This window comes from Akkermansia sp. GGCC_0220, from assembly GCF_017566105.1.
GTDB lineage: Bacteria > Verrucomicrobiota > Verrucomicrobiia > Verrucomicrobiales > Akkermansiaceae > Akkermansia > Akkermansia massiliensis.
Genome location: NZ_JABFCI010000001.1, coordinates 323,737 through 348,205 on the forward strand (window position 1 = coordinate 323,737; position 24,469 = coordinate 348,205).

General features: G+C 57.5%; 20 protein-coding genes and 1 tRNA gene. 7 read left to right on the forward strand and 14 right to left on the reverse strand.

The annotated features are described in order from the left end of the window. Positions 1-99: 99 nt before the first annotated feature. From HJW02_RS01365 to rseP, 3 genes are all read right to left on the reverse strand, one after another. Complete coding sequence (locus HJW02_RS01365) at positions 100-891, reverse strand: PEP-CTERM sorting domain-containing protein (protein ID WP_022396606.1); 792 nt, start codon at positions 889-891, stop codon at positions 100-102. Between the two features lie 333 nt (positions 892-1,224). Then, positions 1,225-2,610: a DUF6056 family protein gene (locus HJW02_RS01370; protein WP_146018144.1), complete on the reverse strand. Its 1,386-nt coding sequence runs from the start codon at positions 2,608-2,610 to the stop codon at positions 1,225-1,227. A 34-nt stretch (positions 2,611-2,644) separates the two neighbouring features. After that, positions 2,645-4,090 carry an RIP metalloprotease RseP gene (gene rseP / locus HJW02_RS01375; protein WP_022396604.1) on the reverse strand — a complete coding sequence of 482 codons (1,446 nt, stop codon included), beginning with the start codon at positions 4,088-4,090 and terminating at the stop codon, positions 2,645-2,647. Positions 4,091-4,213: 123 nt separating this feature from the next. On the opposite strand from rseP, the gene HJW02_RS01380 reads away from it, so the two are divergent. Further along, positions 4,214-5,011 carry a thioredoxin-like domain-containing protein gene (locus HJW02_RS01380; protein ID WP_022396603.1) on the forward strand — a complete coding sequence of 266 codons (798 nt, stop codon included), beginning with the start codon at positions 4,214-4,216 and terminating at the stop codon, positions 5,009-5,011. A 130-nt stretch (positions 5,012-5,141) separates the two neighbouring features. Here HJW02_RS01380 and rplT read toward each other — a convergent pair whose 3' ends face one another. From rplT to HJW02_RS01400, 4 genes are all read right to left on the reverse strand, one after another. Continuing rightward, positions 5,142-5,525: a 50S ribosomal protein L20 gene (gene rplT / locus HJW02_RS01385; RefSeq protein WP_022396602.1), complete on the reverse strand. Its 384-nt coding sequence runs from the start codon at positions 5,523-5,525 to the stop codon at positions 5,142-5,144. Positions 5,526-5,674: 149 nt separating this feature from the next. Then, positions 5,675-5,884, reverse strand: coding sequence for a 50S ribosomal protein L35 (gene rpmI / locus HJW02_RS01390; RefSeq protein ID WP_012420592.1), 210 nt, complete (start codon positions 5,882-5,884; stop codon positions 5,675-5,677). Between the two features lie 124 nt (positions 5,885-6,008). Then, positions 6,009-7,571 (reverse strand): hypothetical protein, encoded by a 1,563-nt coding sequence (locus HJW02_RS01395; protein WP_146018145.1) that lies wholly within the window; start codon positions 7,569-7,571, stop codon positions 6,009-6,011. A 583-nt stretch (positions 7,572-8,154) separates the two neighbouring features. Further along, the gene (locus HJW02_RS01400) at positions 8,155-10,308 is read right to left on the reverse strand and encodes an excinuclease ABC subunit UvrB (RefSeq protein WP_102722934.1); all 2,154 of its coding nucleotides are present in this window, start codon (positions 10,306-10,308) and stop codon (positions 8,155-8,157) included. An 86-nt stretch (positions 10,309-10,394) separates the two neighbouring features. On the opposite strand from HJW02_RS01400, the gene HJW02_RS01405 reads away from it, so the two are divergent. Continuing rightward, positions 10,395-10,775: a hypothetical protein gene (locus HJW02_RS01405; protein WP_022396598.1), complete on the forward strand. Its 381-nt coding sequence runs from the start codon at positions 10,395-10,397 to the stop codon at positions 10,773-10,775. A 39-nt stretch (positions 10,776-10,814) separates the two neighbouring features. Here HJW02_RS01405 and HJW02_RS01410 read toward each other — a convergent pair whose 3' ends face one another. Next, complete coding sequence (locus tag HJW02_RS01410) at positions 10,815-11,267, reverse strand: hypothetical protein (protein ID WP_102726952.1); 453 nt, start codon at positions 11,265-11,267, stop codon at positions 10,815-10,817. A 106-nt stretch (positions 11,268-11,373) separates the two neighbouring features. Here HJW02_RS01410 and HJW02_RS01415 point away from each other — a divergent pair. Next, positions 11,374-11,458: transfer RNA gene (locus tag HJW02_RS01415), tRNA-Leu, on the forward strand. A 657-nt stretch (positions 11,459-12,115) separates the two neighbouring features. Further along, positions 12,116-12,403, forward strand: coding sequence for a hypothetical protein (locus tag HJW02_RS01420; RefSeq protein ID WP_146018146.1), 288 nt, complete (start codon positions 12,116-12,118; stop codon positions 12,401-12,403). 42 nt (positions 12,404-12,445) lie between these two features. On the opposite strand, the gene HJW02_RS01425 is transcribed toward HJW02_RS01420, so the two are convergent. Beyond that, positions 12,446-13,606 carry an MFS transporter gene (locus tag HJW02_RS01425; protein ID WP_102722937.1) on the reverse strand — a complete coding sequence of 387 codons (1,161 nt, stop codon included), beginning with the start codon at positions 13,604-13,606 and terminating at the stop codon, positions 12,446-12,448. Between the two features lie 230 nt (positions 13,607-13,836). Beyond that, positions 13,837-14,217 (reverse strand): NADH-quinone oxidoreductase subunit A, encoded by a 381-nt coding sequence (locus tag HJW02_RS01430; RefSeq protein ID WP_022397226.1) that lies wholly within the window; start codon positions 14,215-14,217, stop codon positions 13,837-13,839. 127 nt (positions 14,218-14,344) lie between these two features. Here HJW02_RS01430 and HJW02_RS01435 point away from each other — a divergent pair, with 127 nt between their 5' ends. Beyond that, positions 14,345-15,436, forward strand: coding sequence for an MBL fold metallo-hydrolase (locus HJW02_RS01435; protein WP_102722936.1), 1,092 nt, complete (start codon positions 14,345-14,347; stop codon positions 15,434-15,436). Positions 15,437-15,586: 150 nt separating this feature from the next. On the opposite strand, the gene HJW02_RS01440 is transcribed toward HJW02_RS01435, so the two are convergent. After that, positions 15,587-16,411 carry a Cof-type HAD-IIB family hydrolase gene (locus HJW02_RS01440; protein WP_102722938.1) on the reverse strand — a complete coding sequence of 275 codons (825 nt, stop codon included), beginning with the start codon at positions 16,409-16,411 and terminating at the stop codon, positions 15,587-15,589. A 524-nt stretch (positions 16,412-16,935) separates the two neighbouring features. Here HJW02_RS01440 and HJW02_RS01445 point away from each other — a divergent pair. Continuing rightward, a complete protein-coding gene (locus tag HJW02_RS01445; protein WP_022397229.1) occupies positions 16,936-18,297 on the forward strand; it encodes an ankyrin repeat domain-containing protein in 1,362 nt (453 codons plus the stop codon). A gap of 32 nt (positions 18,298-18,329) precedes the next feature. On the opposite strand, the gene HJW02_RS01450 is transcribed toward HJW02_RS01445, so the two are convergent. The 3 genes from HJW02_RS01450 to HJW02_RS01460 form a co-directional block, all read right to left on the reverse strand. Next, positions 18,330-20,117 carry a sialidase family protein gene (locus tag HJW02_RS01450; RefSeq protein WP_102722748.1) on the reverse strand — a complete coding sequence of 596 codons (1,788 nt, stop codon included), beginning with the start codon at positions 20,115-20,117 and terminating at the stop codon, positions 18,330-18,332. A gap of 85 nt (positions 20,118-20,202) precedes the next feature. Then, entirely contained in the window at positions 20,203-20,991 is a 789-nt protein-coding gene (locus HJW02_RS01455) for a GDSL-type esterase/lipase family protein (RefSeq protein ID WP_102722747.1), read from the reverse strand. 155 nt (positions 20,992-21,146) lie between these two features. After that, positions 21,147-21,824 carry a GDSL-type esterase/lipase family protein gene (locus HJW02_RS01460; RefSeq protein ID WP_240454300.1) on the reverse strand — a complete coding sequence of 226 codons (678 nt, stop codon included), beginning with the start codon at positions 21,822-21,824 and terminating at the stop codon, positions 21,147-21,149. A gap of 375 nt (positions 21,825-22,199) precedes the next feature. Between HJW02_RS01460 and pflB the strand changes: the two genes are divergently transcribed. After that, positions 22,200-24,467, forward strand: a complete 2,268-nt coding sequence (pflB, locus tag HJW02_RS01465; RefSeq protein ID WP_022397233.1) for a formate C-acetyltransferase — start codon at positions 22,200-22,202, stop codon at positions 24,465-24,467. Positions 24,468-24,469 lie beyond the last annotated feature (2 nt).

A 24,469-nucleotide genomic window follows, 5' to 3' on the forward strand; every position in this document is an offset into this window, starting at 1 on the left:
CCGCCCCGAAGGCGCGGAAAGGGAAAGGCCGTTAAATAAAAAAGCCGTCCCGCGCGGACGCGGAACAGCTTTGAATAAGAACGGTTGGAACCTTCCTGGTCAGGCGCGGCGGCGGCGCAGGCACAGAGCGGCCAGGCCCAGCAGGCTCAAAGTAGCCGTAGCAGGTTCCGGAACCTGGGTCAGGGAAAGGTAATTGAGGGCCGTACGGCCAAAATTGCTGGAACCGTCCCCCTGAATCGTGAGAGTAAGCGTCCCGTCTTCTCCCACCACGATGTGCTCCACCGTGGAATAAAGGCCCTTGTTGGCGGAAGGATTGGAGCCGTCTGCGGCATTCCCGGGAGCCAGAACGCCGGAACTGTCGCCCGTCGTCGTGGAAAGCTCGTTCCAATCACCGCTGGCGTTTGTGCCAAAGTTTGTCCAGGTCGCGTTGGAAGCATCGGCGCCTCCGATCGTCCACGTCTGTCCGGCAAAGACGTCCTTACCCGTGAAACCGCCGAAAAGGGACAAGGTATATTCCCCGGCGGCAAGACCGCTGAAAGTGACGGTAAAAGAACCGGAACCGGTCGCCGTCTGCGTTAAAAGGCCGTCCCGGAAGCTGTCTCCCAGGGAGAAAGGCATGCTGCCGCCAAAAGCGTTCTTCCACCCGTTTTCTTCGCCCGGCGTCTTGGTCGTGGTATGGCCGTCATCCCCCACAGGGTATCCGGCCGTGCTCCATCCCAAAGTGACGTCGCCCGGCATCGTGCCCAGGGCTGCGGAGGAATGGTCGTAATTCATATTGAGGGCTCCGTCTGTCGCGGCGTCATCGCGCCCGAAGTCAATTTGCACAGTCGCCGCCTGCACTGCCAGCAGGGAACTTGAAATCAGAGCCAGAGAAAACAAGGACTTCTTCATGGTGACACAAAGTAAACCGGATCAATAATCCGATGTCAATGGAAAACACTAAAAATTAAATAATATATCTTTTTTGTTTTCCATGTATTGAGTGATTCATATCAAGACATAAATATATATAATGTATTTAATATAAATAGATTTAATATTAATTAAAGAATTTATGCAATCATCGGATTATTGACCCGCAAGAGCATTCCTGTTCCACCGGCATTCGAGTAAAGAAAAGATGGCCGGAGGGCGGTTTATAAAAACAGCCGGACTTTTACCGCGCCGCCGTTTCCACCGGAATACGGCCGCGCCGGGAAAACAGCTATTCGCCAAAAAAGACGGTCAATGTTCAGGCACAGCCACCCTGATGCTTTCAATTCCCAGATAACGGGCAATGGAACGGTTGATGAATTCATCCGGGTCTCCGCTGCTCATGCGCCACATCACGGAAACATAGGGAGCCAGAGGCACGGGCTCATAAGGAGGGACCGCAATGTTTCTCTCTCCCTTTTCCAGTTCATGGCGGATGAACATTTTCCGTTCCTCGCACTGGCGGTGGATGCGCGGGAAGGCATCCAGATACCCGGAGCATACCCACAGGGCCAGCCCGGCCGCCGCAAGCAGCACGCAGGAAGGAATCCAACGCCTCTGCGCGGCGTCCATCCATACCCCGTACAGCCCCAGGATGCCCGTCATCATCAGCACCGTGGCGGAAAACATGGCATGCCACGCGGGAATCACGCGCACAAAAAAGCTGATTGCCATGGCATGGGCCACCAGAATGAACAGAAGGGAAACGCACATGCGGCGGAGAGAAGCCCCCTTCCAAGTCTTCCAACCTCTTCTCCACGTCAGCAGGATCAGGGCCACGGCGACGGCTGCCAGCAGGATTTTAGGAAGCGGCATGAACTCGTAAAAAGCATTCATCAGTTCCGGAATGGCGCCGAAACGCTCCGCCCAGGAATGAAGGACGGCGGCGCCACCCGCCGTCTCCGAATGAAGACGCACGCCGTTTCCCGGAGCCAGCAGAAGACAGGCGCCACCCAGGGCATGAAAACCCCAGCCGACGAAGAACCAGCGGGGAAGAACCAGGCTCTTCCAGCGCGCATACAGCCAGTACAGGAACAGCATGCCCAGGGAAGCGGGAATCTGGTTCTCGTTGGTCATCCCGGCGGCAAAAGCCGCCACGCCTATCCAGAGCCAGGAAAAGGGCCTGTCCTTAATCCGGGAGGTCCCGGCCCATAAGCCGCGGTACAGGCACAGGAAGCCCAGCCAGACGGCGGCTGACCACGCATAGTTTGTCCCTCCGGACAGCCAGAACATCGTGATGCCCGGCCTGGATGAAGACGTGAGCAGAAGAAGGGCGCCCACGGAAAACAGCAGAACATCCCGCCAGTGCCCGGAATTCACCCTCCTTCCCCGCGCCAGGTAAAACATCATCAGGGCCAGGGAAAGAATCACAAAGGGATTGACGGCCAGGAAAAGCCACTTCCCCGCCGTGGCCGTAAAGACAGCCAGGAATTCCCCCAGGCGGGGATTCCAGTTCATGTACGACCACCAGCACCGTTCCAGCACGGGCTGGAAGGCAAGACGGTGGCCAGCCCCGAATACGGAATGCATGAAGCTGTCCCCGGTGAAGGGGGTCCACCAGGTGAGCAGCATGGCGTACACGAGAAGCGCCAGCACCACCGCCCGGAACAGGAAACGCGCCGCCAGTGACTGCTTCATGGAATCAAGCCGTATCAAGGGTCGCCGCCCGCGTTTAATCCGTCACGGCCTTGAATACCGGGGTGGGCAGCTTGTCCGGCTTCTTGCCAAAGAAATCCCCCACGTCCTTGAATGTCACGAACAGGAAGAAGCCCATCAGCAGGAAGACGAAGCCGAACTGCACGAATTCCAGCACTTTCACGTTCAGGGGGCGGCGGAAAACCAGCTCAATGGTGTTCATCACCACGTGGCCGCCGTCCACCACAGGAAGAGGCAGGATGTTCAGGATAGCCAGGTTCACGTTCAGCACCACGGAGAACCACAGGGCCAGCTTCCAGCCTTCCTCCAGGGAGAACATCTTGTAAAACTGGTTGGCAATTCCCACAGGGCCGGAGAGGTGCTCCACGCCCACGCTGCTGCCGGGGGCCGCCACCTTCGCCAGGGTATCTCCCATCCATTTCAAACTCTGCTTGATCTGCGCCCACGGAGTAGGATGCACGGTTACGTCACGGCCCACGGAGCTGAGGTCCCAGGTTACGCCCAGAATGGGCTGGGCGCCCTTGAGCAGGGAGCCGTTCGCGCCGTTGTGCCAGTTCTCCGGCAGCCTGCCCTGGATGTTCACCTGCCTCGCGGCGCCATCCTTGCCCGTCACGTCCAGCAGAAGCGGTTCATTCTTCTTCAACAGCCCATCCAGCGCCGCAGGGCTCCAGATGCGTTCCCCGTTGGCAGCCGTCACCACGTCGCCCGGCTTCAATCCGGCCTGGTCGGCAGGAGAATTGGGAAGCACTTCCCCGATGACGCAGGGCATCGCCTGCATCAGCCCTACCTGGCGCATGCCGGAGCGCTGCCACCAGGACGTTTCCGGAATCCGGAACCCGCAGGAAATTTCCATCTCTCCTTCATGCCCAGGCCTCTGCACCGTAAAAACTACCTGGTCATGCTCACCCAGCATAATCAGTTCCCGGACGCCTTCCATATTGCCCGCCCACTTGTCCACCGGGCGGCCGTCCACCTTCACAATCCTGTCGCCGGGCAGAATGCCGGACTGGGCCGCAGGGCTGTCCGGAGCAACAAAGCCGACCGTAGTCACCCCCATCTCCACATCAGGCTTGCCCACCATCCAGACGGCCACGGCAAAAAACACGGCCAGCAGGAAAGAGGCGATGGGGCCGGCGGCGGCCACGATGATCTTGTCCAAGGGGGTAACGGGCTTCAAATCCTTGGGAAGCTCCGCTCTCCCTTCAATAGCCTCCATCGGAGCCATCTGCGGCAGGGAAACGAAGCCGCCGGCCGGAATCCAGCCCACCCCCCATTGCACGCCGTTGACGGTCTTTTTCCAGATGGGGCGTCCAAACCAGATTTGGAACCTGTCCACGTACAGGCCGCGCCAGCGGGCGGCGAAAAAGTGACCCAGTTCATGAATGAAAATCATGAAGTTAAACAACATCACCACACCGAAGATAATGGCAATGGTGGTAAGAACGGAAAGAATGCTATCCATGGTAGTGCTTTGTGGGTCAGGCTATCATGACGCCTCCCGGCGGACAAGCTTCAAGGATGTCCTAATGACAGAGGGAACATTTAAATTCTGGACATGCGGCAGAAAACACCATAACAACGAAAGATGATTGTCTCCAAGTTTCTCATGACGGGCATTCCGGCAGCCGCATTGATAGCCTGTACGCCCTTTCTTCACGCCGCGCCTCAGGAAGAAGCGGACATCCCCTCCATGACCCGGACCTGGACGAACAAGGAAACGGGCGCCACCTTCCAGGCCAGGCTGGCCGGCTTGAACAGCGTCAACGCGATCATGCAGAACGTCTTCACGAAAAAGAAAATCCCCTTTCCCCTCAAAAAACTTTCCAGGGAGGACCTGGACTGGATTGACTTCCACAAGGAGCTGGTCGGCAAGACGGATGCGGAGCTGGCTAAAATGGTCATCCCGAAAGGAGTCCTGGGCAAACAGCTGAAAGGGCTGACCTACCGGGAAAAGGACGGCAAGTTCGTCAAAATGGACGGCAAATGGAACGCCAGGTATTTTATCCTGTATTATTCCGCGAGCTGGTGCGGCCCGTGCAGGGCCTCCCTTCCGCGCAACCTGGAGGTGTACCGGGATAAAATCGCTCCCCGCAAGGATCTGGAAGTAGTCCTGTGCAGCATGGACCATGCGCTGGAAGGCGCCCAGAAATGGGCCGTTTCCAATAAGATGCCGTGGCCGGTCTTCCTGTTCGGCTACCTGGACAACCTTTCCAAGGAAAGCCCCCTGATCCGCAAGAATTATCCCGGTCCCATCCCCTCCCTGGTGCTGGTGGACGCCAACGGGAACAAAATCGCTTCCGGCAGCATGGATGGACTGGTGCGGAAGGTGGAGGAGCTGGCCAGCGCGGAAAAGGAAAAGGAGGCAACGGCCGAATCCGAATAAACGAATCCTCCGCTGGCGGGATTTCACGTTTTTTTTCCGCACCCGGACATGAAGACGCAAAACAGCCCCGGAAGGCTAACCTCCGGGGCTGTTTGTTAATGTTTACTGAACAGATGGACTCTGCTGCGTCTTAGGCGCGGAGAGCGGCACCATCCTTGGCTTCAATGGCTTTCTTCGCTTGGGCGAAGATGGCGTCAAAAGCCTTTTCGTCGGAGACGGCCAGGTCGGCAAGAACCTTGCGGTCCAGATCAACGTTGGCGGCTTTCAGGCCTTCCATAAAGCGGGAATAGGTCAGACCGCGGTCGCGGACGGCAGCGGAAATACGGGCGATCCAGAGACGGCGGAATTGTCCCTTGCGTCTCTTGCGGTCGCGGTATTCATACTGCCAAGCCTTGTAAACAGCATCCTTGGCATAGCGGAAGAGTTTGCTGCGGAAACCGCGGAAACCCTTGGCACGCAAGAGAATGCGCTTACGGCGCTTGCGAGAGGCCGGTCCATTAGTGGCACGTGGCATAGCTTATTTCTATTTCTATCTTGAACAGACTGTTCTTCCTCACCTCCCTGCAGTCTCGCCTGTTCTTATCTTCTCATTGGAAGAAGGCTGCATGAAGGCCCCCCGTTCAGCGGGGGGAAAGCTCGGCGTTGGTCGAGCGTTTCCGCGGTTTAGGCGAAAGGCAGGTTCTGCTTGACTGCCCAGACTTGCGTTTCGTCCACCAGAGCCACCTTGCCAAGCTGACGCTTGCGCTTGCTGGATTTCTTCTGGAGGATGTGGCGCTTACCCTGTTTACGGCGCAGTACCTTGCCCGTGCCGGTAACCTTGAAACGCTTGGCGACTGCCTTGCGAGTTTTATTGATACCACCTTTGCGGGTCATGGTGGAAGGAGTATAGGCGCCAATCCGCTCTTGGCAAGTGGAAAATGACCCCGAAACATTTTTCCGGTTAAAATGGCACGCTTCCCCACCTGCCCGGTCCCCCTCCCGGACCAGTGCGGCACGCTCAAATTCCGGAGGAAAGGCGGCCTTCCTTTTTCTCTCCCTCCTTCGGGACATCCGCTCTTTTGGCGCAGGAGATGGAATAAAGCAGCAGGACGGGGAACAGCAATTCCAGAGGCAGCATATAGCGGACTTCATACGTAGTCGCCGCCGCGCCAATGGCCAGAACCACTCCGTAAAATGGCACAAAAGGGATCAGATACGCCTTTTTCTTCATCATTCCGTAAACGAGGAAGCTGAGCACGCAGCCGTAAAACAGGGAAAGCTGCGGCATATCCCTGACATTGCCCGCAGGCAGGTTCCAAACCATCTGGCTGTTCAGAAGAAGAATCTTCCCCGCCAGCAGGGGATTGTCCGCAGAAACGGAGAAAAACAGATTCCTGACAAGTTCCCCTTTGCCGGACAAGGTCCACGCAAACCCATACTTCATTCCCGTCTCCCAGGACTCAAACAGGCCCGTGTGGAGATACTTCTGCCCGTACCCGGCTGACACTGCGGGATGCAGGGAATCTTCATAAAGGCGGTACTGCCTCATGATGACGTCCCTAGGCATGATTTCCCGTTCAATCAGCTCCATGTCTCCGTCACTCACCTTCCCGCCCTCTGCAACAATATCACAGACCACATGAGCCATCTTGGCATACTTGGTGCCGGACGCGCCGCTTTCCGCATCCATCAGAAAGGGAAGGACGAGAAAAGCGAACAGCCAGCAGCAAATTCCCCCTATCACGGGAATCCCCAGGCGGCGGAATTCCGCACGGTGATGGAACATATGGACGGACAGGGCCGCGACAGTAAGAAAAAACGGAACGGCTCCGTCATAGCGCAGGCTCCCGGTTCCGGCCAGCCCAAGACCGATCAGCCACAGGGCGGAGGTGCGTTTTTCCAATAACCAGGAGCATAATCCCACCGTAAGCGCCATCAGGAAAATGGAATAGGGAACGTCCTTGATCACCGTCGTCACCATCTCAAACTGGAACAGGCACAGCAAGACGGCTCCCAGCACGATCAGCGCCCGCATCCGTTCACGCGCCGCCCAGGAAACGATCATGAAGCAAACGGACAACAGCAGCCCCAGTTGAACCAGAACGATGGCCTGAAATTCCGGCCAGACGCTTAAAACACCCTTGCACAGCAGGGTGTGGGCCAGCGTATGCATCAAATTATACTGTCCGCTGACGATCTGGGGATACTGGCGATATTGGAAATCAAAGGAACACCGTGAACCCGCATGCCACCACCACGCCAGCACAGCGATGGAAATAACGGCCATGACGCCCCATTTCCCCCAGGGGCTCCACTCCGTTTCATGGCGCGCGCCATACCATACCACGCCATTCAACGCCTGTACGGACAGGCATAAAGCCATTAAAAAAATTCCATACTGGACAATAGAGGATGCGGCGCCCTCCCAGGTTCCGAAACACAGGCCATCCGCACGGAACACGAGACCCAGGGGGAAAAGAATGACACTGCAAATTCCGCAGGCAGCCACCACCTTCTTCCACGGCAGCATGCAGTCATCCGCACGCCAGCGCCATAAAACAAGCAGAGAAGCTAGAATCACGAAGAAAAAGAATACGCCAAACATCATTCCGTCACAGTCAATGAACCCAGTGCCGCTCCGGCGCCTGGACGGATAAACTAACGGATTGCTAATCCGTTACGGATTAGCACGGAATGGACTCCATGCCACAGGGAGCGCCGCAAGCCTTGCGGCATCCGGACATCAACAGGAACGGCAGAAAACTTTTTTCCCTGAAAGTCAGGGAATCGTAGCGAGACACCTGCTTTTCAACGGCTGCAAAGGCTTGCGCCGCTCCAAAGGCCGGTCATGCAATTCCGGAAGGGTTCACCACAAGGGAACGTTTCTCAATAAGGACATGGCTATTCAGCATAAGTCCCTTGTTATAAAAAACAGGCCTTGACCCCGGATTAGCAATTCGTTTTTTGAAATGCGGCAACCTCCCATGCCTTCTCCGTAAAAGGGTTCCCCGTTTTTGGCAGCGATTGCCGCGGAACATTTCTCCCGGGAAAAACGCTTGAAAATCAATCATCGGCACGATGATCCCGGAAAAATGGCGTCATTGCCTCCGTCCCGGTCTGGAACATCCGGGCTTTCCCGTTCCGGAGGGGAAAAGAGGCATTCTTCAAGGAATGCCCTGCTCTTTTTTACCGCCTTCGCGCATTTGCCTGATTTCATCCCGGATCAGGGCGGCGCGTTCAAATTCCAGATGGGAGGCCGCCTCCTTCATTTCCGCCTCCAGCCTGGCAATGCGCTCTTCCAGCCCGTACCCGGCCTCGTCCTCCGCCACGCGGAAGGACTCTTCATCCTCTTCCGCATACAGTTTCAACTGCCCCTGTTCGGACCGGCTCACCGTCTGGGGAACAATGCCGTGCTCCAGGTTGTACTTCTCCTGAATGCCCCGGCGGTAATCCGTCAGCTCAATCAGCCGCTTGATGGAATCCGTCATTACATCCGCAAACAGGACGCACTCCCCGTTCAAATGGCGCGCGGCGCGGCCCGCCGTCTGCACCAGGGACGTTTCATTGCGCAGGAAACCTTCCTTGTCCGCATCCAGAATGCACACCAGGGAGACTTCCGGCAAATCCAGCCCCTCCCTGAGCAGGTTGATGCCCACCAGAACGTCTATCCTCCGGGCACGCAGGGCGCGCAGAATCTCCACGCGCTCAATCGCGTCCACATCCGCATGAATGTAGGAAACCTTCAGCCCCACCCCCTTCAGGTACTCCGTCAGGTCTTCCGCCGTCTTCTTGGTCAGCGTCGTGACCAGCACGCGTTCATTCTTGGCAACGCGCTCGTTGCACAGGGCAATCGTCTCGTCAATCTGCCCTTTCAGGGGACGGATGGTGATCTTCGGCTCCAGCAGGCCGGTGGGACGGATAATCTGCTCCACAATCAGGGGTGTGGAACGCTTCGTGGGATCAAACTTCTCCACCGGTTCCGTAGACGGGCTGGGAGTGACGCGGATATCCTTGGGGGAAGTGAACAGAATCCCCTTGAAGCCTTCCGGCGCCTTTTCCCCGGACCTGGCGGCACGGCGCACGGGAATATAAGTCTTGTTGTCCGCACGGCAGTTCACCAGCTCAAACGGCCCCGGCGTAGCGGAGGCGTACACGATCTGGTTCTGCCTCTCCATGAACTCATGGAATTTCAACGGCCTGTTGTCCAGCGCGCTGGGCAGGCGGAAGCCATGCTCCACCAGAATATTCTTGCGGCTGCGGTCCCCCTCGTACATGCCGCCCAGCTGGGGCACGGCCACATGGCTTTCATCAATCAGGGTCAGGGAATCCTTGGGGAAGAAATCCAGCAGCGTGGAGGGGGAACTGCCCGGCAGGCGGCCGGAAAGATGGCGGGAATAATTCTCAATCCCCTTGCAGAAGCCCAGTTCTTCAATCAGCTCCAGATCGTAATCCGTACGCAGTTTCAGGCGCTGCGCTTCCAAAAGACGCCCATGCTTCTCAAACCATCCCACGCGGTCCTCCAGCTCCGCCCGGATGGCCTTAAGCGCCGCGGCCCGTTTTTCCGGAGCGGCCACGTACTGCTTGGCCGGGAAAAAGGTGTAACTCCCCAGCCGTTCCCGCACGCGGCCGGAGGTGGAATCAATCAGGGAAACCCGTTCCACCTCGTCTCCGAAAAACTCCACGCGGATCGCCTCCCCTTCCGAATAGGCGGGAAACACCTCCACCACCTCCCCGCGCACGCGGAACGTGCCGCGGGTAAAATCAAAATCCTGCCGCTCAAACAGGCGTTCCACCAGCTGCCGGAGGAACACGTCCCGGTCCATGATGTCTCCCTCACGAATGCGCAGGGTCAGGTTACGGTAATCTTCCGGGGTGGACAGGCCGTAAATGCAGGAGACGGACGCCACCACAATCACGTCCCGGCGCGTCATCAGGGAATTCATGGCGTTCAGGCTCAGGCGGTCCAGCTCGTCATTGATGGCGGAATCCTTCTCGATATAAGTGTCGGAACTGGCGATGTACGCCTCCGGCTGGTAATAGTCGAAATAGGAAACGTAGTAATCCACCGCGTTATTCGGGAAAAAGCTTTTCAGCTCCGAGTGAAGCTGCGCGGCGAGCGTCTTGTTGTGGGAAATCACCAGCGTGGGCCTGTTCATCCGGGCGATCAGATTCGCCATCGTGAACGTCTTGCCGCTCCCGGTCACCCCCAGCAGGCCCTGGTGCTTGTTGCCCGCCTCCAGAGACTTGAGCAGCTTGCCGATGGCCTGCTCCTGGTCCCCGGAGGGCTTGAAGGAGGAATTTAATTCAAAAGACGACATACGCGAGGAAGCCAGTATAATCCCCCCGCCCCGCCGGGCTAGGACAATGTTTGACAATTCCCCCCTGCTGACCCAGTATATGCGGCATGTACATTCCCACGCAGGAAGAACGGTATGCAAAAAAAGGGTTCGTCTCCCTCATCCTGTGCGTCGTGGTCCCCTCCTGCCTGTACGTCTCCCTTCTATCCAAGCAACTGATGATGGTGCGCGGACATGAATGGGAAGCCATCATGAAAATCTTCCTGGCGTTCACCTATCCGCTGGCGGCGCTCTTTGCCATGACGGGCATTCCGTTCTTCTGGTGGTCCGTGGGCATCTCCCTGGCGGTCCACGCGGGAATCGTCATCTGGCTGAAGACGGCTCCCCGCCTGTCGCCCAAAAAGGCCATCTGCATCGCCCTGTGCGTGGGAATGCTGGATTTCCTGTTTGTGAAAATATTCCCCTTTCCGGCGCAAATCATGGGCTGAACTGCCCTGCGGAACGCCCGGAATGTTCCGTCCTCCGGTTCAGGACTGCTTTTTAGCCAGGGCAATAATCTGCCTCTTGATCTCGCGCGCCGCTTTTTTGGAATCCGCCTGGTAGGCCTCATACGTAAAGCACTGCGCCCCGGAGCCGTCGCTGGCAGTCAGCACCAGCTTGGGATAAAACTTGCCCTTTTCCAGGGCCTCCTTCACGGGAGCGGCCACCGTGGACTTGCCTCCCTTCACCGGGAGATAAACCAGCACGCACCGTTTTCCCACGGCTTCAAGAAATCCCTCCGTCACGCCGGCGGCCAGCGGGCAGGTCGTGGCCGTGTTCGTATAAAGATAGGCCACGGGCTTCTTTTGCTCTTTCGCTGTTTTCAGAGCCTCTTCCATTCGGTCCGTGGTGAAAGTGCTTTTGGGCAGCCTGACATCCGCCCGTGAATGGGGGGACGCGGCCAGAAGACAGACACTCAACAGGGTAATTAACATTTTCATAGGCCGCCACCATACGGGCTGCCCTGGGGCATGTCAAAGACAAAGCTCCCCCGTTTAATCTTGAACGCCAGGGCGCGGTATGGCAGAGTGCGCCCACGCATTCGTCGCGCCTGTGGCGAAATTGGTAGACGCGCCAGACTTAGGATCTGGTGCCGAAAGGCGTACAGGTTCGAGTCCTGCCAGGCGCACCATCAATAACACTCTTTAAGTAAACAACTTGAAGAGGGGGTTTTTTTATGGTGAAAAATTGGACCCTTTCAAGCCGCTTTCGCCCCTATTTGACAAGGTATTTCCGCCATGCCAACTACATCATGCACGGGTATTTGGCCGCCATGTAAAACAACAATCCAGTGCCTTATTCATCATTATCTACGCTTGTCACCATCAGGTAAGGCGATTGAATGAATTACTCCGCAGTAATGACAAGAAGTACCCGGCTGACGGCTCCCAACAGAAAAGCCGACGGCCGCCCTTCGCACTCGCCTGCCCTGTCCGTACATTTGGAAGTCAATTCGTGCCTCCGGCAAAGAGAATATTCTAAAATTCTGCTTAAAAATTAATTTAAAATCCTTATTATCAACACAAAAAAACAATCATGCATACCATACCCAAGAGAAAATAGAACCCGTTAATATCGGAAATTTCATACCACACCCCCAACAATACGGTCACAACTGTCTCCCGGCCGCTATCAGGGCCCGGCTCCATTTATTCCCAGAAGGCGGAGAGTAAAAACCAAACCGCTGATTACCAATTATAAAGGCTTGTTAACATTTGACGCCAATCCGGCAGTATTGTCCTCCGTCGGCCTGAGATCGTGCGTTTCGGTCATCTACACATCGACAGACATGCACACTCAAGCATGCGCCCATGTTCATCACGCCAATTGCGGAACCCTCACACCAACTGATATTTATCAAGCTATCCAGTCTCTTTACCCGGATAATCCAGACTATTCACCCGATCCCCGTAAAATCTATGTAGTCTATGCCCACCTCGGCAGCAACAATCTATATGAAGTGGAAATCAAAAAATTGCCGGAATGCGATATTCTCATAAACAACATCATAGAAATAGAAGAATTGCCTGTAGATAACTTTGGAATAGATAATAAGGGCTGCATAGGTTGCTCTTAATGACGTACCCGCATGCCCGCGCTCATTCCCTTTTCCGGAAGTTTACCTGAACTTTTTCAGGAAGGGGGCGATGAACGCCGTGCCCAGCCCCACCAGGGCAATGAGGGAGAAGGACCACCGGAGGGAGAAAGCATGGGCAATGTGGCCGATGACCGGAGGCCCCAGCAGGAAGCCCAGAAAGCCGATGGTGGAGACGGAGGCCAGGGCTACGCTTGGTATCATTTTTTTGGATTTTCCGGCCATGCTGTAGCAAAGGGGAACGATGGAGGAGGTTCCGAAGCCCACCAGCAGGAAGCCCAGCGTGGCGGACCACAGCATGGGGAACAGGACGGAGACCAGCAGCCCGGAGGCAATGAGAATGCCGCTGGCGCGCAGCACGCGCACGGGGCCGAAGCGCATCACCATGCGGTCCGCCGTAAAGCGTCCCAGGGCCATGGTGCTCATGAACGCCACGTAGCCCATCTGCACCAGTCCGGGACCGGGCTGCACCACGCTTTCAAAGTACACGCCGCTCCAGTCAAACATGGTTCCCTCGCTCACCATGCTTCCGAAGGCGATCAGTCCGATCACCAAGACATAGGCATCCATGCTCCGGAACATGCCTCCGCCCTGGGTGGAGGAGCGGCGTGCATCCCGCGGCAGGAGGGAGGGGGAAAAGACGGCCAGAATGACCATGCACATCAGGAAAATGGCGATGAAGTGCATTTCCGTGGATACCTTCCAGTCCACCATCACCGCCCCCAGCAGGGCGCCGAAGAATCCCGCCAGGCTCCACAAGCCATGGAACCGGGCCATGATGCTGCACTGGTACAGCCGCTCCACTCCCACGCCCTGCGTGTTGACGGAGATATTCGTCAAATTAGCGGCCACCCCGAAGAAAAACAGCCCCGCCGCCAGTTCCCAGAAGGAGGACGCCATGCCCAGATACACAAGCACGGCGGGATAAAAGATGGAAGCCGCTATCAGTATCCTCCGGCTGCCGCAACGGCCCACCAGATAGCCGGACAGCGCCATGGCGGACATTTGCCCCACCGGAACGGCAAAGAGCACGGAGCCAAGGTCGGCGTCATTCAGTCCCAGCGCATTCTTGATGTCCGGAATACGGCACGCCCAACTGGCGAATACCAGGCCCTGGAGAAAATAGAAGGTGCTGACCGACAGGCGGTAGACTCCCTGCGTCGTTTTGGGAAGAGGCAGATTCATGCTGGATTTCCTGGTCACGCAGACGCTATCCCCATTCCCTTTCCCTGGCAAGAGAAATCATCTTTCATACAATAAGAATTTATCCGCAAAAGAGACATAGAGGCAAGGAATAAGCCTTAAGGGGATTTTTCCCCGCCATAGGATTTCCCAGGGTTGTCCCCTCTCTTCCCCATGAAAAACGCCGCGTTCCCGACGGAGCACGGCGTTTGATGAAATGGAATAAGGAAGGGTCAGCGGGGATCGTGGTGCCAGTTCAGGGCCCCCTTGCCCAGCGCGTACAGGTAGGCCACCAGCAGAATGCCGATGAAGATGCACATGGCCGTGAAGGATTCCGGATTCATCATCACATAGTCCCGGAAGTTGACGGCCCAGGGATAGAGGAATACCACTTCCAGGTCAAAAATGACGAAGAGCATGGCCACCATGTAGAATTTCACGGAGAACATGGGAGCGCCTTCCCCCATGGGAATCATCCCGCATTCGTAGGGAATGTCCGCAGGCTTGCGCACGGAGGAGCGCTTGCCCATCAAGATACTGAGCAACAAGATAATGCCGGCCAGCCCCAGGGCTGCCACCACTTGCACAAGCACTGAAAAGAATTCCTGATTCATGACGTCTGGCACGGATGTACCATATACGCCCCGGAAAAGCAAAACTAAAAAGGGCGGCGGCTTTCATGCTGACGGGGGCGCCCGTTTCCTCCCGGAACCGGAACCGTTATGATGGACCGCGTTCCCCATGTCCCTGCATTCCTTCCTCCAGTCACGGCTCTGCCGCACATTTTCCTTAGAAAAACGGGCGGCGCAACGGTTCCACTCTCCGGAACCGATACCGCACCGCAGCCACTGGAGCATCGTCAAATGGATGCTCACGCGCCGTCCGCGCCCCTATCCGTCCGTGGCGGAAAACGCCCGTATTCCCTCCTTTCATGTTCCCGTGGAACGGGGGCAATGGGAGGCCGTCATGGTCAATCATGCCACCATCCTGATCCGGCTGCACGGCCTGAACGTGCTGACGGACCCCGTCTGGTCCGGCCGCGTGAGCCCCGTGGCATGGATGGGCCCCAAACGGAAGCGGCCCGCGGGTATCGCATGGGAGGATCTGCCGCAGGTGGACGCCGTACTGGTTTCACACGACCATTACGACCATTTTGACGCGCCCACCCTGAAAAGGCTGGAGGAACGCTTCCACCCCGTCTTTCTTGTTCCTCTGGGGCTGCGCCGCCTGCTTCTGCGCCCTTGCGGCGCACAGGCGCAGATCCGCGAGCTGGACTGGTGGCAGTCCGCCGCCCTGCCGTCCGGGGATGGGGAAACCACCGTCACCTTCACCCCCGCACGGCATTACAGCGGCCGCAGTCCATTCCACGGAGACGCCAACCGGTCCCTGTGGGGAGGCTTTTTCCTGCGCGCGGCGGACGGTCCGGGCATTTATTTTGCCGGAGATACGGCCCGGACACGCTTTTTCGCGGAAATACGGGACCGCCTCGGCTCTCCGGACCTGGCCCTTCTTTCCATCGGGTCCTATCTTCCGGAAGAACTCATGGCAGGCGTCCATCTGTCGCCGCGCGACGCAGTCCGGGCCTTTAAAACGCTGCGCGCCAGGCAGGGCATGGCCTTCCACTTCGGCACCTGGCAACTGGCGGACGACGGCTACCAGGAAACGCTGGACGATTTCCGGGAAGCCCTTCGCCGGGAAGGCGTGGAGGAAGCATCCTTCATTGCCGCGGACAACGGGTTTACGCTCCCATCAAATGGAGAACCCAGTCCCCAGCCGCTTCCATCAGAACCAGACACCCCGCCAGAATCCCAAGAAGGGGATCCTCCAGCTTGAACAGCAGAAAGCCAGTTCCCGGCAAAACGCCGCCCACGCAGGCGAACACGGCCATCACCGGCATGGAACATAAGCCTGCCAGCCACGCCAGGATGCCCCATGCCCTTGTTTTACCAGTTTCCCTGCTCCCGGCAATATGGACCGGACGGCTCAGCAGTCCCCGGCCCCACCCTGCGGAGCATGGACCTCCAGCAACTTTCCGAGCACCTGCATGACTCCGTTTTCCTGATTGGACGGGGCCTCAAACGCGGCCATGGCACGGATTTCCGGCACGGCGTTCGCCACGGCATAGCTGAACCGGGCCTGCCGCATCATTTCCGCATCATTCATCTGGTCCCCAAAGACCATCGTTTCCTCCGGAGAAATGCCCAGTTTCCGCTGAATCAGCTCCAGGGCGGCGCCCTTATCGGCCCCCTTCCGGCTGATGTCCATCCATTTTTCTCCGGAGACGGCCACCTGGAAGCCATGCTCCAAATGCTTCAGGCGGGGATAACTGTTTTCCTTCGCTCCCTTGAAGTCATATACGGCTATTTTCAGCAGCTTGTCCCCCTGCACGTCCAGCAGGTCATCCACCTCCTTGCAGCGGGTGTAATACCGGCGGGCCTCCCGGACGAATTCCGGCTGTTTATCTTCAATATATGCGGAGTCCAGGCCCGCAAGGACAATGCACGTCCCTTCAATGCGCCTGATCATGGCAATCAGCCCGGCCACCGTTTCACGGTCCATGTCCAGCACCAGCCATTCTCTGGAACCAGACGCCACATAGGCGCCGTTTTCGGCAATGAACAGCATCCGGTCCGCCACGGGGGCAAAGGTCCGGCGCAGTCCGTCATACTGGCGCCCGCTGGCCGCCGCAAAGCGGATGCCCCGGTGTTCAAGTTTTTTAAAGAGGGAGAAAAACGCAGGGTCCAGTTCTCCCTTTCCATTGAGCAGCGTTCCATCCATATCGGACGCAATAAGTTTGACGGAGTCCATAACGTTGCCTGAATCATCATGCGCCGTTTCTTCCAAGGCAAGAGCGGCTTCAGACAGCACGGGCCAGGCGGCGGAAGAGACGTTTCAGCACACAGTAACGGAAATGCCGCCTTTTTTCCGGCTGTTTTTACGGAAAACTGGTGCTCCCTGCATTTTTTAACTTCAATGGCAACAACAGCAAATGAAAGAAATTTTAAGACAGACGTCACAACCGCAACGCCTAACGCATCATACCGGATTGTAATCCGGACATAATTCAAATAATTGGAATTAAATGAACCACATCATAAGACCCATGTCCAATATGACGTCCGGGGCATGACACCATATTTTCCGCCACCCTCGCAAATGACTTTATCCACGGGCTTCTTTTCCATGTCAGGCAGGAAAAAATCTCCCTCCGGATTACAATCCGCCGTTTAAATTTCCATATAATTCGCTCCGGGCATTCCTTGCGCGTACCATTTTTTCATTGCCCGAAGTTACGGATTCCTGCATCATGGCTTTTTGCAGTTCCCCTGCTTATGATACACACGACCTTAAGAAAGAAAACCCTCTGGTTTCTTGGAGCTTTGAGCGTTTTTGCGGCTCTTGTCGCAGGCTCCACCATTTTCTGGTTCCTCAGGAATGACCCTTCCCCCGCGGAATGGAAATTCAACCCTATCTGGACAAAAGCGGAAAGGGAGCAAATTCTTACCGCAGCGGATTTCACGGCGCACCGCAGCCCGGAGCGTTTCATTTTCCGCGGGCTTTCCCCCAATTCCCGCCATATTGACTGGCACATGTTTTCCGAGGTTTCCATGCGCCAGTACATGCAGGACGAAATCAGGGAAAGGCTCCAGATGATCCGGAATACGGCGGAGAGCGCGGACGGCCGCTGCAGCACCTCGTCCCACGAAACCCTGCTGCACCTGGCTGCGGGGCTCGGAGAGGTGCAATTGCTGGGCCGCCTTCTGCAGCGCAACGCGGACCCGAACCTCCAGATCATCCTGCCGCACCAGGCCCTTCCCTCCATCCCGGGGTCCGAACAGGGGGATACACCCCTGACTTATGCCTGCCAGCCCGGAATGGACGATACCAGACCCCTGCCGGTGCACAACAGGCTTTCCTGCCTTAACCTGCTGATCCAGAACGGCGCGGATGTGGATAAACCGGGCCCGATGGGCTGGCCTCCCCTCGTCATGACCTGCGTAGCCGGCATCGGAGGGGCGCCCTATGAGGAAACGGCTCTGTTTCTTCTGAAATGCGGGGCGGATATTTCCCTCCAGCCGGAATTGAGGGGTAAAAAAACCAGTCTGCTGACCTGGGCCGCCGCTGCCGGATACCCTCTTCTGGTCCGCAAGCTTTGCGAAGCCGGGTATGATCCCAATTTCCGCGGAGAGATGACCCCTCCCCTTCTTTCCCTGAACCTGAACACCCCGAAAACCGCGCTGCAAATCGCGCATACCCTGCTGGAGTACGGGGCGGACGTCAACGCGGCCATGCCCATGAACACGGCTCCGCCGGATTCCGGGGGAGACACGGCCCTGCTGAACCTGTGCCGCCAATTGGCTTTCATTGATATATCCCATCTCCCCCAAATCAGGGAACTGGTCAATCTTTTCATCAGCGAGGGGGCGGACGTCAACCATCAAAACGCAGCCGGGGAAACGGCCCTCATGCTGTGCTGCCGTGACATGCTGCTGGGGGACGATTCCCTTGACCGCCTGAAACTGGGCATTGCACGCCTGCTGCTGGACCACCAGGCAGACCCTTCCCTGCGTGACAAGTACGGGCGCACGGTCCTCCAGCAGATAGGCAACCGGTCAAACGACCATCTGCACATGGTCCTGAAGAACCTGCCGGAGTTAAACGCTTCACCGCTTCCGAAAAAGAGAGGCCGCTGAGTTCCTGCCGCCCCCCTGCGGCAGGACGCCTTTTATTTCACCCGGGCGTTCACCGTATCCAGCAGGATGCCGGCATCCGGTTTGGAACCGGTGCTGATGAAATGGATGTAACTGGCTCCGTTGGGAGATTGATTGGCCATTTTCAGCGTTCCGGCCTTCTTCCCGTCCAGGGAGACCACAGCCTGCGGCCCCTGCCACAGAATGGAAATTTCATGCCACGCGCCGGGCGCAAAAGGAACTTTTTTCATGCCCAGCAGCAGATGGGGCGCGGGCTTCAGCTTGATGGGGAAGGTGAACAGGGCGTAATCCTTCGTGGTGGTATCACAGGCATTGAACAGGCGGTCCGTCAGGGAAACCTGAAGGCCGGAATCGTCCGCCTGGTCCCCGTCCGCCACACGGAAGCGGAACTTGACCAGCCCCGTGGTCCCGTTCGGGAAGTTCCAGGTGGCGCCCCCGTTCTGGTAATCCACATTGGATTTCTCATTAACCAGTTCTGGATCATTCAGGCGTTTGATTTGCAGCACTTTTTTTCCACCTCCAGAGGGGTCGGGCACCAGTTCAGCGGAGGGTTTGCGGTTATAGCTGCAATGGCCTTTTTTCTGGGGGATATAGGTATGGATGGTCCACTGGCCGTCCAGGTCCCTGCCCGTCTGCGTGGAACGCGTTTTGGCAGCCACCCAGCGGCGGTCCACAATGACCAGGCGGCGGTGGTTTTTGTGCTGCCCCAGGGAAATCAGGATGCGGTTCTTGTCAAGCTGCACCATTTCACTCTGGTGCTTGCCGCGGTCCTCCGGACCGTCCAGGGTGGCATAGCCGGGATGGTTGCGGTGTTCGTCCAGAATGATTTCCCGGAATCCGTACCAGGTCTTGCCCTCGTCATTGGAAAGGGCAATGTGGTGGGAATCACGGTTGGTGAACACGTCCTCCCACGTGCCGTTGCCTGCCGTGGCGTTTTCAGGCAGGGCCATCGTGTTCGTCCACAGGGAGACGATGGTTCCGTCATCCAGGCGGCCCAGCGTATTCATGGTCAGGGTTCCGAAGAAACGGGACGGCTCCGGCTTGCTCCATGTTTCACCGAAATCCTTGGAGAAAGCCTGCCACGCCTGGTCCTGGGAGGTGCGGGCCAGCGCCCACAGGGTGCCGTCCTTCATTTCCAGCACTGTGGCTTCCACGGCATTGTTGAACCACCTGACGCCCTGGTGGGGCGGCCTGGCTTCATGCTTGGGAGAGGTAACGCCATTTTTGGACACGCGCCAGGTCAGGCCTCCGTCGTCGGAAATATGGAACTTGGTGCCGCCGCCCATGTTATGGAACGGCACGATCACCCTCCTGCCCTTGTTGACAAAGGTGGGCGTGCGCATGATGCCGCCCAGTTTTTTCAGATTTTTCTGCTTCTCCGGATTTTTCCAGTCTTCCTCCAGCTTGCCGTCGTTCGTGACCGCAAACCACTTGCCGTCCAGGCCTCCCTTGGAGAGGAAGATGAACCCTCCGATGGGCTGCACGCGGATGAATTCCCTGGTCACGGGGTTGCGCGCAATCGCCGGGGATTCCTTGGGAATGCCACCGTAGTTGGGCGGGTAACCGCTCGGAGCCGCCTTCATTTCCCAGGTCTTTCCGTTGTCCTTGCTGACCAGGTAGTCCGGTTCCTTGCGGGTGCCGGAGTAATGGCGGATTTCACGGGAGTTCACGCGGATGAGGCCGCGTCCGGCATCGGACGGCGGCGTAGCGACAATTTCAGGCTCCGGAGCGGGAGCGGCGTTCTGCTGGGCATAACAGCAGCAGACGGAACCGGCAAACAACGCAAACAACAGGTTTTTCATAAATCAAATACTAAAGGCGGTACATTTTCCTCAAACAGGACTTCCCCTTCAAGCACAATTCCCTCCTTCCGCAAAAAGACCACCGTCAGGAATGCTTGTCCGCGGATTTCCCGCCGCGGTATTTCGCATCCAGCTTTTTCAGAAGTACGGACAGTTCCTTCTCCAGCACCTCATACCCTTTGGCATTGGGATGCACTACATCCTTCATCAATTCATTGCGCGGAGAAACGCCGTCCGCGGAAAGGAGAGCCTTCCCCGGATCGGCAAAAAAGACGTTTTTTCCATTCTGCAGCTTTGCGAGCAGCTTGTTCGTCTGCTTCACCGGCTCCGCCAGGTTTTTCTCCCTCCTGGGCAGAATGCCCAGCAGCAGGATTTTGGAAGAGGGGCATTTCTGATGCACCAGGCGGACAAATGCCTTGATATTGTCCGCACAGGCCTGCGGCGCATCCTTGCGGTGCCCCAGATTGTTGGTTCCCAGCAGAATAATGATGACCCGCGGGGAGATGCCGGCCAGTTCCCCGTCCTGCACGCGGTAATAGGCATTGTCCACGTAATCAAAGCCAAAGCCCATGTTGGTCACCGCATGGGGACCGAACAATTTCTCCCAGGAGGCCTCCCCCGCCTTCCTGCTGTCTCCGGAGGGTTCCCCTCCCCAATGATGGGTGATGCTGTCCCCTATCATCACGTATTCCGGCTTCACGGCCCGGTTCCGCTTCTTGACGGCTTCATGCCGCGCATTCCAGTCATACGGATCCCGCTGGTGGGGTTCTGGCTTCAGGGTGGCGGGCAGCGCGGCCGCAGGAGCGGAAAATGCGGGGAGCGCCAGGCAGGCGGCGCCCAGCAGCGCAGTGAACGTATACAGCAGGGAATTCATGACGGAAAAACGGAATTGAAAAGCAGTTTAAAGAAATACTTCCGCGCATCAAGACCACATGCTGAAGCGGCCTTTCCCGGAAGAAAAAGACCACTGCCCCGACAGCCGGCCATGCCGCGCCGGAACATCAGGACGCGCATCCTCCCATTCCTGTCTTACCGAACTACGGAACCTCCCTTGTATCTGCCGTCTATTTTCTCCAGAATCGAACTCAATTCCTTCCCCAGCACGTCATATCCCGTAGCACTGGGATGCAAGCCATCCACCAGCAGGCCGCTCTTTGGCGACACGCCATCTTCTGCCAGAAACGCCGTGCCCGGATTGGCAAAAAACACCCTCTTTCCATCAGCAAGAACGGATATCATTTTATTGGTTTCTACAATCAAGGGCGCCACCGCCTTTTCCTTTCTGGGCAGAATGCCCAGGAGCAGGATTTTAGAGGCCGGGCACTTCCGGCCCACCAGGCTCACAAAAGCCTTGAGGTTGTCCGCGCATGACTGGGGGGTATCCTTCCTGCCGCCAAGATTATTGGTTCCCAAAAGCACGATGATCACGCGCGGAGAGATTCCGTCCAGTTCCCCAAGCTGCACACGGTAGTAGGCATTGTCCACGTAATCTGAGCCAAACCCCATATTGGTCACCGTATGAGGGGAGAAAAGATTTTTCCATGCCTCCTTTCCCGTCCCCAGGGCCCTGTTGTCTCCGGAAGGCTCCCCTCCCCAGCGGTGGGTAATGCTGTCGCCAAAGACGGCATATTCCGGATTAACGCTCCGGTTCCTCTCCATCACGGCCTTATGACGGCCATTCCAGTCATAAACGGCGCGCTCGTTCACCTGAGGCTTTAGCGTAGACGGCAGCTCATTGGCGCACGGCCGGAGAAAAAGGCTGCGCAAGAAACTCCCGCCAGCAACAAACAGAGGAATGAATGGGATTTCATCAAAATGATAGTTAAAATATTGTTGGCGGCAATTTGGAGAGTAAAGAAAAAACTATCCCCCATAACCGTAAATTTCCCTCATTTTTTATTCCGGAACAGCCAGATGCCTGAAACAGACCAGCGCAACCGTTCCAGTTCCCCCGCCTGGAAGAATTGGCCTTGTTGACCGCTAACATTCCCGGTATAATCAGGCGGTGTGGAGTTTCGCCGCTTCCGGGCTTTCAGCGGGCGCGGAGCGTCTTTCTCCGGTCTTCTTCACTACATCCTATTTATGATCAGCATAGTAAAAGACTTGAAGGAGTCCCCCGCCCTTCCGCAGGAATGGCAGGGATTCAAGCCGGGAGCATGGACGGAGTCCATTGACGTACGGGATTTCATCCAGAACAACTACACGCCCTATTCCGGCAATGAAGAGTTTCTTTCCGGCCCTTCCCAACGCACGCTCCGGCTCTGGGAGGAACTGAAGGTCCTGCTGAAACGGGAAATAGACAACGGCGGCGTGCTGGATGCGGACCAGGAAGTGGTCTCCTCCATCGTCTCCCACAAGCCCGGCTATATTGACAAGGAGCTGGAAGTGGTGGTGGGCCTCCAGACGGACGCTCCCCTGAAACGCGCCCTGATGCCCTTCGGCGGCCTGCGCATGGCCCAGCAGGCCCTGGAATCCTACGGGTTCAAGATGTGCGAAAAAACGGCGGATATTTTCAACAAGATACGCAAGACGCATAACGAGGGCGTTTTCGACGCCTACACCTCCGACATCCGCGCCGCCCGCTCCGCCGGCATCATCACCGGACTTCCGGACGCCTACGGCCGCGGCCGCATCATCGGGGACTACCGCCGCGTGGCCCTGTACGGCACGGACAAGCTGATTGCCGAACGCCGCAAGGATCTCAAAAACCGTGAAAATTCCCCCCTTACGGATGAGCTGATCCGCCTGCGCGAGGAAATGAGCGAACAAATCCGCGCCCTGGAGGAACTCGCCCGGATGGGCGCCTCCTACGGCTGCGACCTCAGCCGCCCCGCCGGGAACGCCCGCGAAGCCGTGCAATGGACCTACCTGGGCTACCTGGCCGCCGTGAAGGAACAGAACGGCGCGGCCATGTCCCTGGGCCGCGTCTCCACCTTCTTTGACATTTACTTTACCCGCGACCTGGAACAGGGCCTCATCACGGAAGAGGGAGTGCAGGAAATCATTGACCAGTTCGTGATGAAGCTGCGCATCGTCCGCTTCATCCGCACGCCGGACTACAACAACCTGTTCTCCGGGGACCCCACCTGGGTGACGGAATCCATCGGCGGCATGGGGGAAGACGGGCGCACCCTCGTCACCCGCAGCTCCTTCCGCATGCTCCAGACGCTGTACAACCTGGGTCCGGCTCCGGAGCCGAACCTGACGGTGCTGTGGTCCGGGAACCTGCCGGAAGCCTTCAAGAATTTCTGCGCCAGGGTTTCCATTGAAACGTCCTCCGTCCAGTACGAGAACGACGACCTGATGCGCCCGCACTGGGGCGACGACTACGGCATCGCCTGCTGCGTGTCCGCCATGCGCATCGGCAAGCAGATGCAATTCTTCGGTGCGCGCGCCAACCTCGCCAAGTGCCTGCTGTACGCCCTGAACGGCGGCGTGGACGAACTCAAGGGGAAACAGGTGGCCCCGCCCTCCCCGCGCTATACGGAGGAAGTGCTCAAGTACGACGAAGTGATGGCCCTGTACGACAAGATGCAGGACTGGCTTGCCAAAACCTACGTTGACGCGCTGAACATCATCCACTACATGCACGACAAGTACTGCTATGAACGCATTGAAATGGCGCTGCATGATCCGGAAATCCTGCGCACCATGGCCACGGGCATCGCCGGGCTCTCCGTGGCCGCGGACTCCCTGTCCGCCATCAAGTACGCCACCGTGAAGGCCGTCCGCAATGAAGAGGGCCTGATTGTGGATTTCAAGACGGAAGGGGAATTCCCGTGCTACGGGAACAACGACCCGCGCGTGGACGAAATCGCATGCAGCCTGGTCAGCAACTTCATGGAAAAGCTGCGCAAGCTCCACACCTACCGCAACTCCCTGCCCACCCAGTCCATCCTGACCATCACCTCCAACGTGGTGTACGGCAAGAAGACGGGCAACACGCCGGACGGCCGCCGCGCCGGGGAACCGTTCGCGCCCGGCGCCAACCCCATGCACGGAAGGGACAGGAACGGAGCCGTGGCCTCTATGCTCTCCGTAGCCAAACTGTCCTATGGCGACTCCCTGGACGGCATCTCCTACACCTTCTCCATCGTGCCGCAGGCCCTGGGCAAGGAAGAAGGGGAACGCCGCACGAAGCTCGTCTCCCTGCTGGACGCCTACTTTGCCGCCACCGGGCACCACATCAACGTGAACGTGCTGGAGCGGGAAACCCTCCTTGATGCGATGGACCACCCGGAAAAATACCCTCAGCTCACCATCCGCGTTTCCGGCTATGCCGTGAACTTCATCAAGCTGACCCGGGAACAGCAGCAGGAGGTCATCAACCGCACCTTCCATACCCGTTAACC